The following is a 15,438-nucleotide window of genomic DNA, read 5'->3' on the forward strand; positions in this document are numbered from 1 at the left end:
GCGTCAATCCCGATGAGGTCACCGCTGAAATCGGTGATCACATCCGCGCCGCCATTGTAGATGAACGTGTCGACGCCGGACCCGCCGGTCAGAACATCGTCTCCGGCCCCTCCGTCCAATGTATCGTTCCCGGGGCCACCGTCCAAAGTGTCATTTCCACTTATGATGGAAAGGATGGGTTTGCCCGCGAATCCAGCCAGGCTGTCCTCGCCGAGGAGGACAAACAGGTGTTTTTCCATTTCCGTGCCTCCACTGAAACCAGGGGCCGCGCCGGGTGGGTATCGAGACGCAGTCATAGGACACAAACCCGTTGCTTCGAGAACCGATGTTTCGCAACCGGCGCTTCTGGCGGCATCAGAACGGTCGGAGCGGCATTTCGACAGCCTATGTCCCAACGCCTATCCGATCAGCGTTCCCATGGGTGTAGATGTCTCTTCTACCACCCCAATTATTGACAAATGGTTGTCGGCGTGTCCGGTGCCGGACAACACCACATCCGAAAGTAACTGTAGCGGTGGCTGCGTGCTGGCCCGTCAAGGGCCCGGCTCTGACCGCTGCCGGCGGCGAGGTTGATCAATCCGGCGACCGGTGATTCACGCGGCGCTGTCCGGGCGGGTGCCCGAGAGGGCCGCCTTAGAACCTGTCATTGGGGGAGGGGAATGCCCGATACACCCCGGGCAAGACAAACGATAATCAGGGACCTCTTTCGCAAAAGGGCCGGGGTAGTCTGACATTGTTTATTGGTAATCTGGAGCGGGCGATGAGATTCGAACTCACGACCCTAACCTTGGCAAGGTTATGCTCTACCCCTGAGCTACGCCCGCTCTCTAGGCGCAGTGTTTAGTCAGATGGCCGGGGGCCTGCAAGAGGAAAATTGCCCCCGAGCGGGCGCACCCTGTGGATTTCGGTATGAGGCGCGCAGGGGCGATCCTGCCGCGCTCGGACAAGGGCAGCCTGTTCGGGCGTTAGGCGACACGCTAGGCCGACGGGCTGGCCAATCGTCGCCGTCGGGCCGCGCGCCACAGGTTTAACCCCTCCACTGCGCCCGCGAAGACCATCGCCGCGTAGATGAAACCACGTTCAACATGGACGTGAAAACCGTCGGCGACCAGGGCCATGCCGACCATGACGAGGAAGGCCAGCGCCAGCATCTTGGTCGAAGGGTGCGCTTCGACGAAATGGGCGATCGGAGCGGCGGCGACCATCATGACAAGGATCGCAAGAACCACGGCGGCGATCATCACCTCCAAGTGGTCGGCGATGCCCACGGCGGTGATCACCGAGTCGAGCGAAAAGACGAGGTCCAGCACCATGATCTGGAAGATCACCGACAGGAAAGCCGCCTGAACGACCGTGGCCTCGGCGCTCTCGACGCCGCCCTCGACCTCTTCGAAAATCTCGGTGGAGGCTTTGTAGATCAGGAAGAGCCCGCCCGCGATCAACAGAATATCGCGCCAGCTGACATCGAAGCCGCGGATTTGAAGGATCGGCGCGGACAGGCCGATGATCCACGAAATCGACAAAAGCAACGCGATGCGCAATACGAGCGCCCCGGTCAGACCAAGCACGCGTGCCCGGCGCCGCTGTGCCTCGGGCAATCTGGCCGCCGCGATCGAGATGAAGATCACGTTGTCCACGCCCAGAACGATTTCGAGCACGGTCAGGGTCAGGAACGAGGCCCAGACAGCAGGGTCGGTCAGAAGGTCCATCATTTGGGTGCATCTCCTTTAGGCTCTCGCGGCAGATAGGCATCGGGGGCGGTCCTGCAAGGGGCTCAGAGCCCCAGCCATGACAGCAGCAGGGTGATCGTCACAAAGGAGGTTGCCGTCGTCACCAGCAGCACGGCCGATGTCAGCAACTCGCGCCCGTAGCGCATTCCGAAGATCGGGTAGATCGACAGCATCGGGCAAGCGGCGTTGATGGTCGCCGCAAGGCGCAGTTCCGGCGGAACACCGGGCACAAGGGCCAGCGCGGCCAGCATGAACAGGGGGTGCAGCACCAGCTTGCCGATCAGGATGCCGGTGGCGGGCGCCACCATCTCGCGCACATTGGTGGCCATGGCAACGGTGCCGCCCACGGCGAAAAGGGCGACTGGCGACGCGATGGGGCGCAGCATTTCGATCGGGCGCAGGATCGGCTCGGGCAGGGTGATACCACTCGCGGAATAGGCCAGGGCCGCGACAAGGGACAGGATGATCGGGTTCCTCGGCAGGTTGGCAAGACCTTGCAGAAAACCCTGCATCGGCGTCTCGGCGCTGCTCTCGCCAGCATCGGAGATCGCTAGGGCGACCGGGATCAGGACCGTCAGTTCCACCAGCATGGCCGTGGCCAGAACGGTGACCGCGCGGTCGGGCAAGAGGATCGACATCAGCGGGAACCCGACGAAGGCCGAATTAGAGACGGTCAAGCCCATTGCCGTCAACCCGAGCGCCCCGAACCGCATCTTGAAGACCAGCCGCCCGACCACGAGGCAGGCCACGAAGAGAGCCACGGACCCACCCAGATAGGCCAGGAAGAACGGACCCTGAAGCACCTCGGACGGGCTGGCGCTGCCGACCGCGACGAAGATCAGCGCCGGAAGGGCGAACTTGACCACGAAACTGCCAATGGCCCGCACATCCGGGCCAGCGAAATACCCCGAGCGGACCGCGAAAAAGCCGAGCGCGATCAACAGGTAGATCGGCAAGGTAATGGACAGGATCGGGGGCATGGCGGCTCTGACAGGTCAATGAACCTGTCCAGTCTGGCAGATCGGACAGGCGCCGGCCAGTGCTGGCGACCGGCCTCAGGCCAGCCCGTAGCCGATATTGGCGATGGCCAGCACCAGAAGCGAGAGCATTGTCAGGATCATGCCCGCGGCGCGCGCGCGGAATATCTGCGGGGTCGATCCCATACCGATTGCGTGCAGAATGCGCCCGCCCAACAGCACGATCCCCATCGCGTGCAGCAACCAGCCAGGGGCGCCCTGAAGGTCGGCCAAGGTCAGCAGGATCAGGGCAAACGGCACGTATTCGGTGAAATTTGCCTGCACCCGGATGGCACGGGACATCTGGTCGTCATTGCCGTCGCCATGGGACAGTTTGCGCGCTTTGCGGTGACGGATGACCTTGGCGCTGAGGCCAAGAAACAGAAGGGCCAGAAGCCCGGCATAGACGGCGGAAATCATGGATGGGCTCCGATCGGAACAGGTGCGCTGGCAGGCAGGATAGTGGCGTGTTTCTTGGGAACCAACTCTTCTGGTCGGTGACGTTACAGCCCCCTGCCACGGTCCTCGCCCATCATGCGCCGCCCGACACGACGTTCGGTGTTGGCGGATCAGAAGCCTGGACTGCCCGTCGCGGAGGCGTCGAAGTTGTCGAGGCCCCAGAATTCGTCGCCGATGCCTTGGTTCGCGCCTGACAAGAGTTCGAACTGAATCGGTTCGGTGGGCTGGTCGACTGTGATCGTGACCTCCGCAGCCGAGTCGTTCCAGCCGCCGTTCCCGCCAAGTGGTCGTTCCGCCACAGAGACGGTTGCCTCGACCGTGGTTCCATCCAGTTGTGGGATGTCGAACGTCATCGAATTGCCGCTTGCCAAGGCGACCGCCACGGGCACACCGTTGAGCATCACGGTCGCCGTATCGGTGCCCCATTGGGCGCTATTGTCCAGACTGTCGCCTGCAATCAGGTCAAAGCCGATAACCGCCTGATCGGTGCCTTCTGGAATATCGACGAGATAGCCCGTGCCTTCACCCGGTCCCAGAACCATCAGCTCGCCCAGCTCGCCGCCCATGTCCATCACGCGCCCGCCCAGCCAGCCAAGGGCGTTGCCGCCGCTGAAATCGAAAGACGCGACAGACGATCTGCCGTTGCCAAACATGTTCCAGCTGTTCGAAGACAGCTGCGTGTTGACGTCCCCCGACAGGTCTTGCAGCCCGGTTGACACCACCCCGGCCGTGGCCAGCCCCAGGCCAACAACCCCAGCCGTCAGGACCGTCCAATCGACGGTTACGGCGCCGCTCTCGTCGGTCCAGAAGGTGATTTGTCCGGTCATCGGTGTGTCCTCTAAAAATACCAATTCAAGGAAATAGGCGGGAAAAAAGGGAAAATTTTGGCAAAGGCGGGCATTAATCAAGACAAAAGAAGGGGCGCGGACCCTGCTGGTTCCGCGCCCCGGTGTTCATGTCTGCGTGTTTGCCGGCGCTTATTCCAGCTCTACCAACAGATCCTTGGCGTCGATCTGGCCGCCGGGCTGGACGTGGACGGCCTTGACCACCGCGTCGCGCTCGGCATGGATGCCGGTTTCCATCTTCATCGCTTCGATGGTCAGCAGCATGTCGCCATGTTTGACCTTCTGGCCCGGCTGCACCGCGACGCTGGCGACCACGCCCGGCATCGGTGCGCCGATGTGGTTGGGATTGCCAAGCTCGGCCTTGGGGCGTTTGGCAGTTGCCGCCTGCACCTTGCGGTTGGGCACCCGGATCACGCGGGGCTGGCCGTTCAGTTCGAAGAAGACCTTGACCTCGCCATCCTCGTTGGTCTCGCCCACAGCCTGAAGCTGCACCACCAGCGTCTTGCCCGGGTCGATCTCGGCCTCGATTTCTTCGCCCGGCTCCATCCCGTAAAAGAAGGTCCGCGTCGGCAGGGTCCGCACCGGGCCGTATTCCGCGTGGCGCGCCCGGTAGTCGGTAAAGACCTTGGGATACATCAGGTAGCCATTGAGGTCCTCGTCATCGACCGGCTCGCCGACCTTGTCGACCACCTCTTTTCGCACGGCCTCCAGATCCACAGGGGGCAGGTGCTTGCCGGGACGCTCAAGGTTGGGTTTCTCGGATTTCAGCACCTTCTTGACAATGGCTTTGGGGAAGCCGCCCGGCGGCTGGCCCAGATTGCCGCGCATCATGTCGATGACGGAGTCGGGGAAGGAGACCTCGGATTTCGGGTCTTCGACCTGCGCGCGGGTCAAGCCTTGGCTGACCATCATCAGCGCCATGTCACCGACCACCTTCGATGACGGCGTAACCTTGACGATGTCGCCGAACATCTGGTTCACGTCGGCATACATCTGCGCCACCTCGTGCCAGCGTTCTTCCAGCCCGAGGGACCGCGCCTGCGCCTTGAGGTTGGTGAACTGGCCACCCGGCATTTCGTGCAGGTAGACCTCGGACGCCGGGGCCTGAAGGCCACTTTCGAACGCTGCATACTGGCCCCGCACCGCCTCGAAATAGTCGCTGATCTCGCGGATTGCCTTGATATCCAGCCCTGTATCGCGGTCGGTATGCTTCAACGCCTCGACAACGGTGCCAAGCGTCGCCTGAGACGTGTTGCCGCTGAAGCTGTCCATCGCACAATCGACCGCATCCACGCCCGCGTCGGACGCGGCAAGGATGGTGGCCGACGCGATGCCCGCCGTGTCATGGGTGTGGAAGTGGATGGGCAGGCCAACCTCTTCCTTCAGCGCCTTGATCAGCACCCGCGCGGCGGCGGGTTTCAACAGGCCCGCCATGTCCTTGAGGCCAAGGATATGCGCGCCGGCGGCTTTCAGATCCTGCCCCATGGCGACGTAATATTTCAGGTCATACTTGGCCCGCTCGGGGTTCAGGATGTCGCCGGTATAGCAGATCGTGCCTTCGCAGACCTTGCCGCTTTCGACGACAGCATCCATCGCCACGCGCATGTTCTCGACCCAGTTGAGGCTGTCGAAGACGCGGAACACGTCAACGCCGGTCTCGGCCGCGCGATGCACGAAGGACTGCACCACGTTGTCGGGATAGTTCGTGTAACCCACCCCGTTCGAGCCGCGCAGCAGCATCTGTGTCATGATGTTGGGCAGCCGTTCGCGCAGGTCACGCAAGCGCTGCCACGGGCATTCCTGCAAGAAGCGATAGGCCACGTCGAAGGTCGCGCCGCCCCAGCATTCGACACTGAACAGTTGCGGCAGGTTCGCGGCATAGGCGGGCGCGGCCTTGATCATGTCGATGGACCGCATCCGTGTGGCCAGCAGCGACTGGTGCCCGTCGCGCATGGTGGTGTCGGTGATCAGCAGGGTCTTCTGCGCCGCCAGCCAATCGGCCACCGCTTGCGGGCCTTTTTCGTCCAGCAGGGTCTTGGTGCCTGCCGCAGGCTCGGCCTTGGGCACGGGCGGCTTGGCGGGCTTGAGGTCGGCCTTGGGTTTGACCCGGCCTTCGGTTTCCGGATGCCCGTTGACGGTGATGTCCGCGACATAGGTCAGGATGCGCGTGGCACGGTCGCGTTTGGCGCGGAAGTCGAACAATTCCGGCGTCTCGTCGATGAACTTGGTGGTGTATTGATAATTCAGGAAGGTCGGGTGCTTGAGCAGATTTTCGACGAAGGCGATGTTGGTGCTGACGCCGCGAATGCGGAACTCGCGCAGCGCCCGGTCCATCCGGGCAATCGCCGCCTCGGGTGTCGGCGCCCATGCCGTGACCTTTTCCAACAGCGAGTCATAATAGCGGGTGATCACCGCGCCCGAATAGGCGGTGCCGCCGTCCAGCCGGATGCCCATGCCGGTCGCGCCGCGATAGGCGGTGATGCGTCCGTAGTCGGGGATAAAGTTGTTGGTCGGATCTTCGGTCGTCACCCGGCACTGGATGGCGTGACCATCCAGTTTCACGTCATACTGGCTGGCGACGCCAGTGGCCTCGACCAAGCTCTTGCCCTCGGCAATCAGGATCTGCGCGCGCACGATGTCGATGCCAGTCACTTCCTCGGTGACGGTGTGTTCGACCTGCACGCGGGGGTTGACCTCGATGAAGTAGAACGCGCCAGAGTCCATATCCATCAGGAACTCGACCGTGCCCGCGCATTCGTAATTCACATGCTCGCAAATTTTCTTGCCGAGCAGGCAGATTTCCTCGCGCTGTGCCTGGCTGAGATACGGGGCAGGGGCCCGCTCCACCACTTTCTGGTTACGCCGCTGGACCGAGCAATCGCGTTCGTAGAGGTGATAGATATGCCCGTGCTGGTCGCCAAGGATCTGCACCTCGACATGGCGGGCGCGGGTGATCATCTTTTCGAGATAGCCCTCGCCATTGCCGAACGCGGCCTCGGCCTCGCGTCGGCCCTCGCGGACCTTTTCTTCCAGTTCGTCTGCGTTCAGGATCGGCCGCATCCCGCGCCCGCCGCCGCCCCAGGACGCTTTCAGCATCAGGGGATAGCCCACGGTTTCCGCCTCAGTGCGGATCGCGTCCATATCGTCGCCCAGAACCTCGGTCGCGGGAATAACCGGCACCCCCGCCTCGATTGCCACACGCCGCGCACTGGCCTTGTCGCCAAGCGCGCGCATGGTCTCGGCCTTTGGCCCGATGAAGGTGATGTCATTCGCGGCGCAGGCATCCACGAAGTCGGGGTTTTCAGACAACAATCCATAGCCCGGATGGATCGCGTCGGCGCCGCAGCTCTTGGCAACGCGGATGATCTCGTCGATCGAGAGATACGCCGCGACCGGCCCCAGCCCGTCCCCGATCTTGTACGCCTCGTCAGCCTTGAACCGATGCAAGGACAGTTTGTCCTCCTCGGCGTAGATGGCCACCGTGCGCTTGCCAAGCTCGTTGGCCGCCCGCATCACGCGAATGGCAATCTCACCCCGATTGGCAATCAGGATCTTCTTGAAGTCAGCCATGAACATTCCCCTTGTTCCGGATGGCGCGGACGTTAGGCAGTTTTTTCTGCGCTGCCAACAGCTCTGTCACAATAATATTGCAATTGCAGCGTTAGCGCTAACAGAAAATCCTTCTGCTCCGACTCCCCCTTGGTTCGCGCGCAGCCTAGCGCCGTTGCGGCGGCCCCCCTCACTGGAAACGACGGAATAGGGCTCAGTCCCGCAATAGCAGCCGGGACGAGAGGTCCGACAGGCGTCGCGCCCCGAGCTGCCCCATGTTCGAAGCCATATCCTTGACGAGGATATCCTGCAAATGCGCCGGACCCGCCGCGCCAAGCGCCCCAAGCGCATAATGCCACGCGCGGCCCAGCATCACGAAATCGGCCCCAAGCGCGAGCGCGCGGAGGATATCCAGCCCGCCCTCGATGCCGCTGTCGAACAGGATCGGCAGGTCGGTCGCGGCCCGGATCTTCGGCAGTGCGTCGATCGTGGCCTCGGCCCCGTCGAATTGGCGTCCCGCATGGTTTGAGACCCAGACCGCATCCACACCCGCCGCTTCCAGCCGGGGCAGGGGGGCGGGGTCCATGATGCCTTTGACGATCAGGGCGCCATCCCACCCGTCGCGCAGCCGTGCGAGGTAGTCCCAATCCGGTGCGGTGCGCAGCAAATACCCGATATGCGCGGTCGAGGGCAGGGCGCCACTGCCACTGACGGGCGAGTCATAGGCATCCAGCGTTCGCATGCGCGGCATGCCCCGCCGCAGCGTGCCAAGCGACCATGCCGGGCACCGGGCCGATTGCAGCGCCAGGCGCGGGGTCAGCTTGGGCGGGTTTGTCATCCCGCCCCGTGTCTGCCGTTCCCGGCGCGAGGCGACAGGTACGTCCACCGTCAGGATCAATGTCTCGAACCCGGCCTTGCGCCCGCGTTCCAGCATGTCCGCCAGAATATCGGGGTCACGCGGCGGATAGAGCTGGAACCAGCCCCGATCGCCCGCCAGCCGCCCGATCGTTTCGGGCGTTTCAGTCGCCACCGTGGACAAGCCATAGGGAATCCCTGCCTCGGCGGAAAACCGGGCCAGCATCCGTTCCGCACCGGGCCAAACCGCGCCCGACATGCCGACAGGCGCGATGCCGAAGGGCACCGGATACTCCCGCCCCAGCAGAGGGCAGCCCAGATCCGGCGTGAACTCGCCTTCCAGCACGCGCGGCGCAAACAGCACCCGGTTCAGCCCCTCACGGTTTCGGCGCTGCGTTGCCTCGCTGCCGGTGGCCGAGTCGAGATATTCCCATATGAAATGCGGAATCCGCCGCCGGGCGCGCGTCTTGAGGTCACTCAACGCGGGATATCTCTGGTGCAGGTCCATGCCGCCAAAGAACCGCGCCCGATGTCGCCTGTCCAGCCCCACCCCTTCTTCTGTGCAAAAATACCTCGGGTTTGGGGCTGGCCCCAAGCGTCTGGCGAGACCGCCCCTTGCGGGCGGACTTCGCGGCCGCCCCGATCACGACGCGGCACCGCGGCGCACCAAATATTCGGCGAACAGAGCATGAACAATACTTTAACTTGCCCGCCCCATCGGCTAGGTTTCCCGGCATGGATATTTTCGACGACGAAGAGGCCTTCGCGGCCGCCTCGCTATCGCAACGCGCCATGGCGGCGCGGCCGTCCCTCAATGCGGGGTATCTCGACGGTCTGAACCCGCCACAGCGTGAGGCGGTGGAAACGTTGGACGGCCCCGTGCTGATGCTGGCGGGCGCGGGTACCGGCAAGACTCGGGCGCTGACCGCGCGCATCGCGCATCTGCTCTCGACCGGCAAGGCGCGCCCGAACGAGATCCTGGCCGTCACCTTCACCAACAAGGCCGCGCGCGAGATGAAGGGCCGCGTGGCCAACCTGCTCGATCAGCCGCTCGAAGGGGTGCCTTGGCTCGGCACCTTCCACGCGATCTGCGTCAAGCTCTTGCGCCGCCATGCGGAACTGGCAGGGCTGAAGTCGAATTTCACCATTCTGGACACCGACGATCAGGTCCGGTTGATGAAGCAACTCATCATCGCCGAAGGCATAGATGAGAAACGCTGGCCCGCCCGCGGCCTTGCGGCGATCATCGACAAGTGGAAGAACCGTGCGTGGACGCCCACCAAGGTTCCGGCGGGCGAGGCCGGGGCCTTCAACAACAAGGCGGTGGATCTCTACGCCGCCTATCAGGACCGACTGAAAGCGCTCAACGCCTGCGATTTCGGCGACCTGCTGTTGCACATGGTCACGATCTTTCAGGCCTACCCAGACGTGCTGGGACAATACCAGCGGTGGTTCAAATACATCCTCGTCGATGAATACCAGGACACCAACGTCGCGCAATATCTGTGGTTGCGGCTTCTGGCGCAGTCTCACAAGAATATCTGCTGCGTGGGCGACGACGACCAGTCGATCTATGGCTGGCGCGGGGCGGAAGTGGGCAATATCCTGAAATTCGACAAGGATTTCCCCGGTGCCAAGGTGATCCGGCTGGAGCAGAACTACCGTTCCACGCCGCATATCCTTGCCGCCGCCTCGGGCGTCATTTCCGGCAACAAGGGTCGGCTGGGGAAAGAGCTTTGGACAGAGGCCGTGGAGGGCGAGAAAGTTCGCCTGATCGGCCATTGGGACGGTGATGAAGAGGCCCGTTGGGTCGGCGAGGAAATCGAGTCGATGGAACGTGGCACACGCGGGCAGGCACCGGTGTCGCCCGATGACATCGCGATTCTCGTGCGCGCCTCGCACCAGATGCGGGCCTTCGAGGACCGGTTCCTGACCATCGGCCTGCCCTACCGCGTGATCGGCGGGCCGCGGTTCTACGAGCGGTTGGAGATCCGCGACGCGATGGCCTATTTTCGGCTGGTGGTCTTGACCGAGGATGATCTGGCCTTCGAGCGGATCGTGAACACGCCCAAGCGTGGCCTTGGCGACAAGGCGCAGCAGAAAATCCAGATGGCGGCGCGCAGCAACGGCGTCTCGCTTCTGGAAGGGGCCAGGGTCTTGCTGGCGGCGAAGGGGCTGACCGGCAAGGGTGCCAGGGAATTACAGCGTTTCGTCGACGGGGTCGAACGCTGGCGCGGCCTGATGATGGGACCGATGCGATCGGCCACTCCGGTCGATGACCTGATCGAAGAGGACGTCCTGCAAGGCACGCTGTCGCATATAGAACTGGCCGAGATGATCCTCGATGAGTCCGGCTACACAGAGATGTGGCAGAACGACAAGACGCCCGAGGCGCCGGGACGGTTGGAAAACCTCAAGGAACTGGTCAAGGCGCTGGAAGGATTCGAGAACCTGCAAGGCTTCCTTGAGCATGTCAGCCTGATCATGGACAACGAAAGCGACGATCAGGAGCCGAAGGTCACGCTGATGACGTTGCACGCCGCCAAGGGGCTGGAATTTCCCGCCGTCTTCCTGCCGGGCTGGGAGGATGGCCTGTTTCCGTCGCAACGCTCGATGGATGAAAGCGGGCTGAAGGGCCTCGAAGAAGAACGGCGGCTGGCCTATGTCGGCATCACGCGGGCCGAACAGGTCTGCACGATTTCCTTTGCGGGCAACCGCCGCGTCTATGGCCAATGGCAAAGCCAGTTGCCGAGCCGCTTCATCGACGAACTTCCCGAAGAGCATGTGGAGGTTCTGACGCCACCGGGGCTCTATGGGCATCAAGGTGGCGGCGCAGCGCAGGAGTATGGCCGCTCGGGGTTGGAGGATCGCGCCGTCCGGGCCGATGTCTACAACTCGCCCGGCTGGAAACGCCTTCACGCCAACCAGGGCGCGCGCGGCACCAGCCAGCCGCGTGAGTCGCGCAACTTCACCATCGATGCGGCGGCGGACTCGGCCTTCACCATCGGCGCCCGCGTCTTCCACCAGAAATTCGGCTATGGCCGGGTCGAGGGCGTCGAGGGCGACAAGCTGGAGATTGCCTTCGACAAGGCCGGGATCAAGCGGGTCGTCGGTCGGTTTCTGGTCGCGGCGGATGAAGCGGGCGACGTGCCGTTCTGAGCCGAGGGTCAGTGCAGCAGGATCGGCACGAGCGTTCCCACCAAAAGCAGGGCCATGGCCCCGTTGAAGATGCGCAAGCGTCGTCCTTGTCCAAGAAACCGCTTCATCTGCACCCCCATCCACGCCCACAGGCTGACAGAGGGCAGGTTCACGCAGATGAAGGGAATCGCGACCATCGCGGCCCCCCACCAGCCCGATTCGGGCGGCGCATAGTAGGTCTGCGCCGTAATCGCCATATAGATCGCCTTGGGGTTCACCCACTGAAATGCAGCGGCCTGAAGGAAGGTCAGTGGGCGGCCTGCGGTGTCGGCCTCTTTCGGCGGGGCGGCGTTGGCGATTTTCCACGCCAGAAAGAGCAAATAGATCGTGCAAATCCCTGTCAGCGCGAATCGTACGCGCGGAAATTGCTCGAACACCCGCACCAGACCCAGCCCTAACAGAAACACCATCAGCCCGTGTCCAAGGCTCACCCCCAGCATATGCGGCAGGGTGCGGCGCAGGCCGAAATTGGCCCCCGACGCCATCAGCATCAGGTTGTTTGGCCCCGGTGTGATCGACGAGGCGAGGGCGAATCCCATCAGGGCAAGGAGAAGATCCTGTGTCATACGCGGCAAATTATTCGAGCAGGTCCGAAATGAAATTGCAAACTTGCGGAAATTCTAACAAAATACGCAAGAAATGACGAAGATTGATGAAAAAGATAAGCAAATATTGCGCATTTTGGTTCGTGATGGGCGGATCAGCAATCTCGATCTTGCGGCCACGGTCGCCCTTTCGCCCTCGGCCTGTCTGCGTCGGGTGCAGGCGCTGGAAGCGGCGGGGGTCATCTCTGGCTACCGGGCGGTGACAGATCCGGTCAAACTGGGGATAGGCTTTACAGCTTACCTGACCGTTGGCCTCAACGAGCATTCCAAGGCCGCGCAAGAGGCGTTCGAGGCGGCCATCGCCCGCGCCCCGGAAGTGCGCGAGTGCCACAACATCACCGGCAATGTGGAATACCTGCTGCGCGTCGAGGCCGCCGATCTGGTGGCCTACAAGCGGTTCCATACCGATGTGCTGGGGGACATCCCACAGGTGGCGACGATCACGACGCATGTGGTCATGGCTTCGCCCAAGGACGAGCGCGCCTGAAACTTTCCAGAACCTGAAAATGAAAAAGCGGTGGCTCCAAGGGAGGAGGAGGAGCCACCGCCAGATCTCAGCGTCCCAAATTGGGAGGAGGAGGACGCCGATGGATGGGACATGCCGGGGCGGGAATGGGAGGAAAGCCCCGGCAAGCCCTTCGTTGGTGATGCGGCGGCGCCAAGGGAGGAGGAGGCGCCGCCGCGTCCACACGGATCTCCAAGGGAGGAGGAGAGAGACCCGCGATCACGCTGCCCCGTCTGGGGGCGAATTTCGTGGCGGCAGCCCCAAGGGAGGAGGAGGGGCTGCCGCCGAAACACGGACCAAGGGAGGAGGAGAGGCCCGTATGTCTGGCCCGATCAGCGGGCCGGTATGGTTTTGCGGCAGCCCCAAGGGAGGAGGAGAGGCTGCCGCTTAAACACGAGCCCAAGGGAGGAGGAGGGTCGTATCTCTGCCCCGGAGGGCGGTGTATTTGGCGGCGACGCCAAGGGAGGAGGAAGGGCGTCGCCGCAGATCTGCCGGAATATGGGAGGAGGAACCGGCAGATATTCCGTTGGTCCGTTAGGCCGCTTTTCCGTAGGCCGCTTCCAGCGCGATCCCGCGGATTTCGCAACGGCCGATGCCGAGGTCTGCGAGGTCGCGGTTGCTGAGCTGGGCCAGCTCGTTCAGCGTGCGCCGATAAACGCGGCGGGCCTCCATGGCCTCTTGGAACTGTGCGCGGATTTCGGCAAAGCGGGCGCCGAGCGAGATGGAAGCGGCGCGGGTGTCGGTTGCAAAGGCCATGGCCTATATCCTTTCGTCGGTCGGGGTGGCGGCTCGGTCGCGCTATTTGTCGGCGTCGGCCAGCGTCAGCCCCGTGTTTGTTTCGATGGGTAAAAAATATCGCAATGCTGCGCGTGCACAATCCCCCAGAGGCTCAATGCTGCTATGCAGAAAGTGCATGACAGTCCTCAAAACGGTCAAAATTTTGGCTGCCCCAGCGTCACTTAGCCCGGATTGTGAAAGTCCCGTGGCGGTTTTCGGATGCGCAGCGGTCTTGCGCGGCCTATGTCTGATGGACCGACCAGCCACAGGGACGAGAAAGGACCGCCATGCCCCAAACTCGCGACTCAATCCTCGACGCGCTCAAGCGACTTTCCCTGCCCGATGGCGGCACACTGGTCGAGCGCGACATGGTGCGCGCCCTGCGGGTTGACGGTGCGCAGGTCTCTTTCGTGATCGAGGCGGGCTCGGAGGAAGAGGGGCGCCGCCTTGGCCCGGTGCGTCAGGCGGCCGAGGCGCTGGTCAAGGCCTTGCCGGGGGTCGATACGGTGACCGTGGCCCTGACGGCCCCCACCAAAGAGCGCCCGCAGCCAGCGCAGGGCGAGCCACCAAGCCTAAAGATCGGCGGGCATCCCAAGCCGCAGGCGGGCTCCATGAAACCTGCATCCGTGGCCCGCATCCTGACCGTCGGGTCTGGCAAGGGCGGGGTCGGTAAATCGACAGTCTCGTCGAACCTTGCTGTCGCGCTTGCGCGGGCGGGGCGCAAGGTCGGCCTGCTGGATGCAGATATTTACGGGCCCTCTCAGCCCCGCATGATGGGGGTGACCCAACGCCCGGCCTCGCCCGATGGCAAAACGATCCTGCCGCTGCACAACCACGGCGTGACGCTGATGTCGCTCGGGCTGATGTTGCCAGAGGATCAGGCGGTGGTCTGGCGCGGGCCGATGCTGATGGGGGCATTGCAGCAAATGCTGACCCAGGTCGCATGGGGTGAACTTGATGTCCTGATTGTCGATCTGCCGCCGGGCACCGGCGATGTGGCAATGACACTGTGCCAAAAAGCCGAGGTGACCGGGGCGATCGTCGTTTCGACGCCACAGGATGTGGCGCTGCTCGACGCCAAGAAGGCGATCAACATGTTCCAGTCGCTCAAGACGCCCATTCTGGGCCTGATCGAGAACATGTCTGTCTATCACTGCCCCAACTGTGGCCATGAAGAGCATATCTTCGGGCATGGCGGCGTGCGGGACGAGGCAGAGCGTCTCGGCATTCCATTTCTCGGGGCGCTGCCGATATCGCTCGACACCCGGTTGGCCGGCGATGGCGGCACGCCGATTGCGGCGGGCGAGGGCGCCATGGCCGAAGCCTATGCTACGCTGGCCGCGCAATTGGTCGAGGGTGGAATGGCCTGAGGCCGCCCGCCCCATCGCAGCCCGGTTCCCGTTTCATGGGAATTTCCCCCCGAAGTTCGGCCTTCGGGGGTTTTTCGTGGGAAAGTTGGAAAAAAATCCCACCCCCTGTGGCTTCATCGCAACGACTACATCTTGTGTTTCTGCTGGGCGGTCACCGCCCCATCTGCCCGATTTGTCCGTCTGACGCCCTCTAAATGCAGTATGTGAAAGGGGGTTTAGGCAAGATGTGGGGGAATTTCCCATAAAAAGGGATTGATTGGGAAAACATTCCGTGAGACAACAATTACACAGCAAACGAGATGCACCGGGATCAAGGCGCAAGACCAAGGACCGGAACGACAAAACGGCAGTTTCATACAGGCTATCTCATTCGCTGACATAAGAGATCCGGCGCGCGGGCAGTGCAGACATCCCCCCCCCAGGTAGCGCGCGCAGTCGGACATCCCAGAGATGGGACGAGGGCGGCGGATTGGGCAGTGGCAGCTTGCCCGATCCGCCGTTGTCCTTTCCGGGGCAGGCAGACCGAACA

11 protein-coding genes, 1 tRNA gene and 1 pseudogene are annotated in these 15,438 nt (G+C 63.0%); 3 read left to right on the plus strand and 10 right to left on the minus strand.

Features of this window, described 5'->3' with window-relative positions:
* The 8 genes and pseudogenes from BKY27_RS13640 to BKY27_RS13675 all read right to left on the minus strand — a co-directional run.
* Positions 1-239: pseudogene (locus BKY27_RS13640) on the minus strand (hypothetical protein); the annotation flags it as partial.
* Positions 240-749: 510 nt separating this feature from the next.
* Positions 750-824: transfer RNA gene (locus BKY27_RS13645), tRNA-Gly, on the minus strand.
* Positions 825-977: 153 nt separating this feature from the next.
* Positions 978-1,712 carry a TerC family protein gene (locus BKY27_RS13650; protein ID WP_071675056.1) on the minus strand — a complete coding sequence of 245 codons (735 nt, stop codon included), beginning with the start codon at positions 1,710-1,712 and terminating at the stop codon, positions 978-980.
* A gap of 62 nt (positions 1,713-1,774) precedes the next feature.
* Positions 1,775-2,710: an AEC family transporter gene (locus BKY27_RS13655; RefSeq protein WP_071675057.1), complete on the minus strand. Its 936-nt coding sequence runs from the start codon at positions 2,708-2,710 to the stop codon at positions 1,775-1,777.
* A gap of 75 nt (positions 2,711-2,785) precedes the next feature.
* Positions 2,786-3,166: an MAPEG family protein gene (locus BKY27_RS13660; RefSeq protein ID WP_071675058.1), complete on the minus strand. Its 381-nt coding sequence runs from the start codon at positions 3,164-3,166 to the stop codon at positions 2,786-2,788.
* A 149-nt stretch (positions 3,167-3,315) separates the two neighbouring features.
* Positions 3,316-4,032 (minus strand): hypothetical protein, encoded by a 717-nt coding sequence (locus BKY27_RS20595; RefSeq protein WP_071675059.1) that lies wholly within the window; start codon positions 4,030-4,032, stop codon positions 3,316-3,318.
* A gap of 150 nt (positions 4,033-4,182) precedes the next feature.
* Entirely contained in the window at positions 4,183-7,620 is a 3,438-nt protein-coding gene (locus tag BKY27_RS13670) for a pyruvate carboxylase (protein ID WP_071675172.1), read from the minus strand.
* A 193-nt stretch (positions 7,621-7,813) separates the two neighbouring features.
* The gene (locus BKY27_RS13675; RefSeq protein ID WP_071675060.1) at positions 7,814-8,962 is read right to left on the minus strand and encodes an alpha-hydroxy acid oxidase; all 1,149 of its coding nucleotides are present in this window, start codon (positions 8,960-8,962) and stop codon (positions 7,814-7,816) included.
* 227 nt (positions 8,963-9,189) lie between these two features.
* On the opposite strand from BKY27_RS13675, the gene BKY27_RS13680 reads away from it, so the two are divergent.
* Entirely contained in the window at positions 9,190-11,613 is a 2,424-nt protein-coding gene (locus BKY27_RS13680) for an ATP-dependent helicase (protein WP_071675061.1), read from the plus strand.
* An 8-nt stretch (positions 11,614-11,621) separates the two neighbouring features.
* Here BKY27_RS13680 and BKY27_RS13685 read toward each other — a convergent pair whose 3' ends face one another.
* Positions 11,622-12,218, minus strand: coding sequence for a LysE family translocator (locus BKY27_RS13685; RefSeq protein ID WP_071675062.1), 597 nt, complete (start codon positions 12,216-12,218; stop codon positions 11,622-11,624).
* Between the two features lie 73 nt (positions 12,219-12,291).
* On the opposite strand from BKY27_RS13685, the gene BKY27_RS13690 reads away from it, so the two are divergent.
* A complete protein-coding gene (locus tag BKY27_RS13690) occupies positions 12,292-12,744 on the plus strand; it encodes an Lrp/AsnC family transcriptional regulator (protein WP_071675063.1) in 453 nt (150 codons plus the stop codon).
* Positions 12,745-13,296: 552 nt separating this feature from the next.
* On the opposite strand, the gene BKY27_RS13695 is transcribed toward BKY27_RS13690, so the two are convergent.
* Entirely contained in the window at positions 13,297-13,518 is a 222-nt protein-coding gene (locus BKY27_RS13695; protein ID WP_071675064.1) for a DUF1127 domain-containing protein, read from the minus strand.
* A gap of 308 nt (positions 13,519-13,826) precedes the next feature.
* On the opposite strand from BKY27_RS13695, the gene BKY27_RS13700 reads away from it, so the two are divergent.
* A complete protein-coding gene (locus BKY27_RS13700; protein WP_071675065.1) occupies positions 13,827-14,909 on the plus strand; it encodes an Mrp/NBP35 family ATP-binding protein in 1,083 nt (360 codons plus the stop codon).
* Positions 14,910-15,438: the final 529 nt, after the last annotated feature.

The organism is Nioella nitratireducens (genome assembly GCF_001879715.1).
GTDB classification, from domain to species: domain Bacteria; phylum Pseudomonadota; class Alphaproteobacteria; order Rhodobacterales; family Rhodobacteraceae; genus Nioella; species Nioella nitratireducens.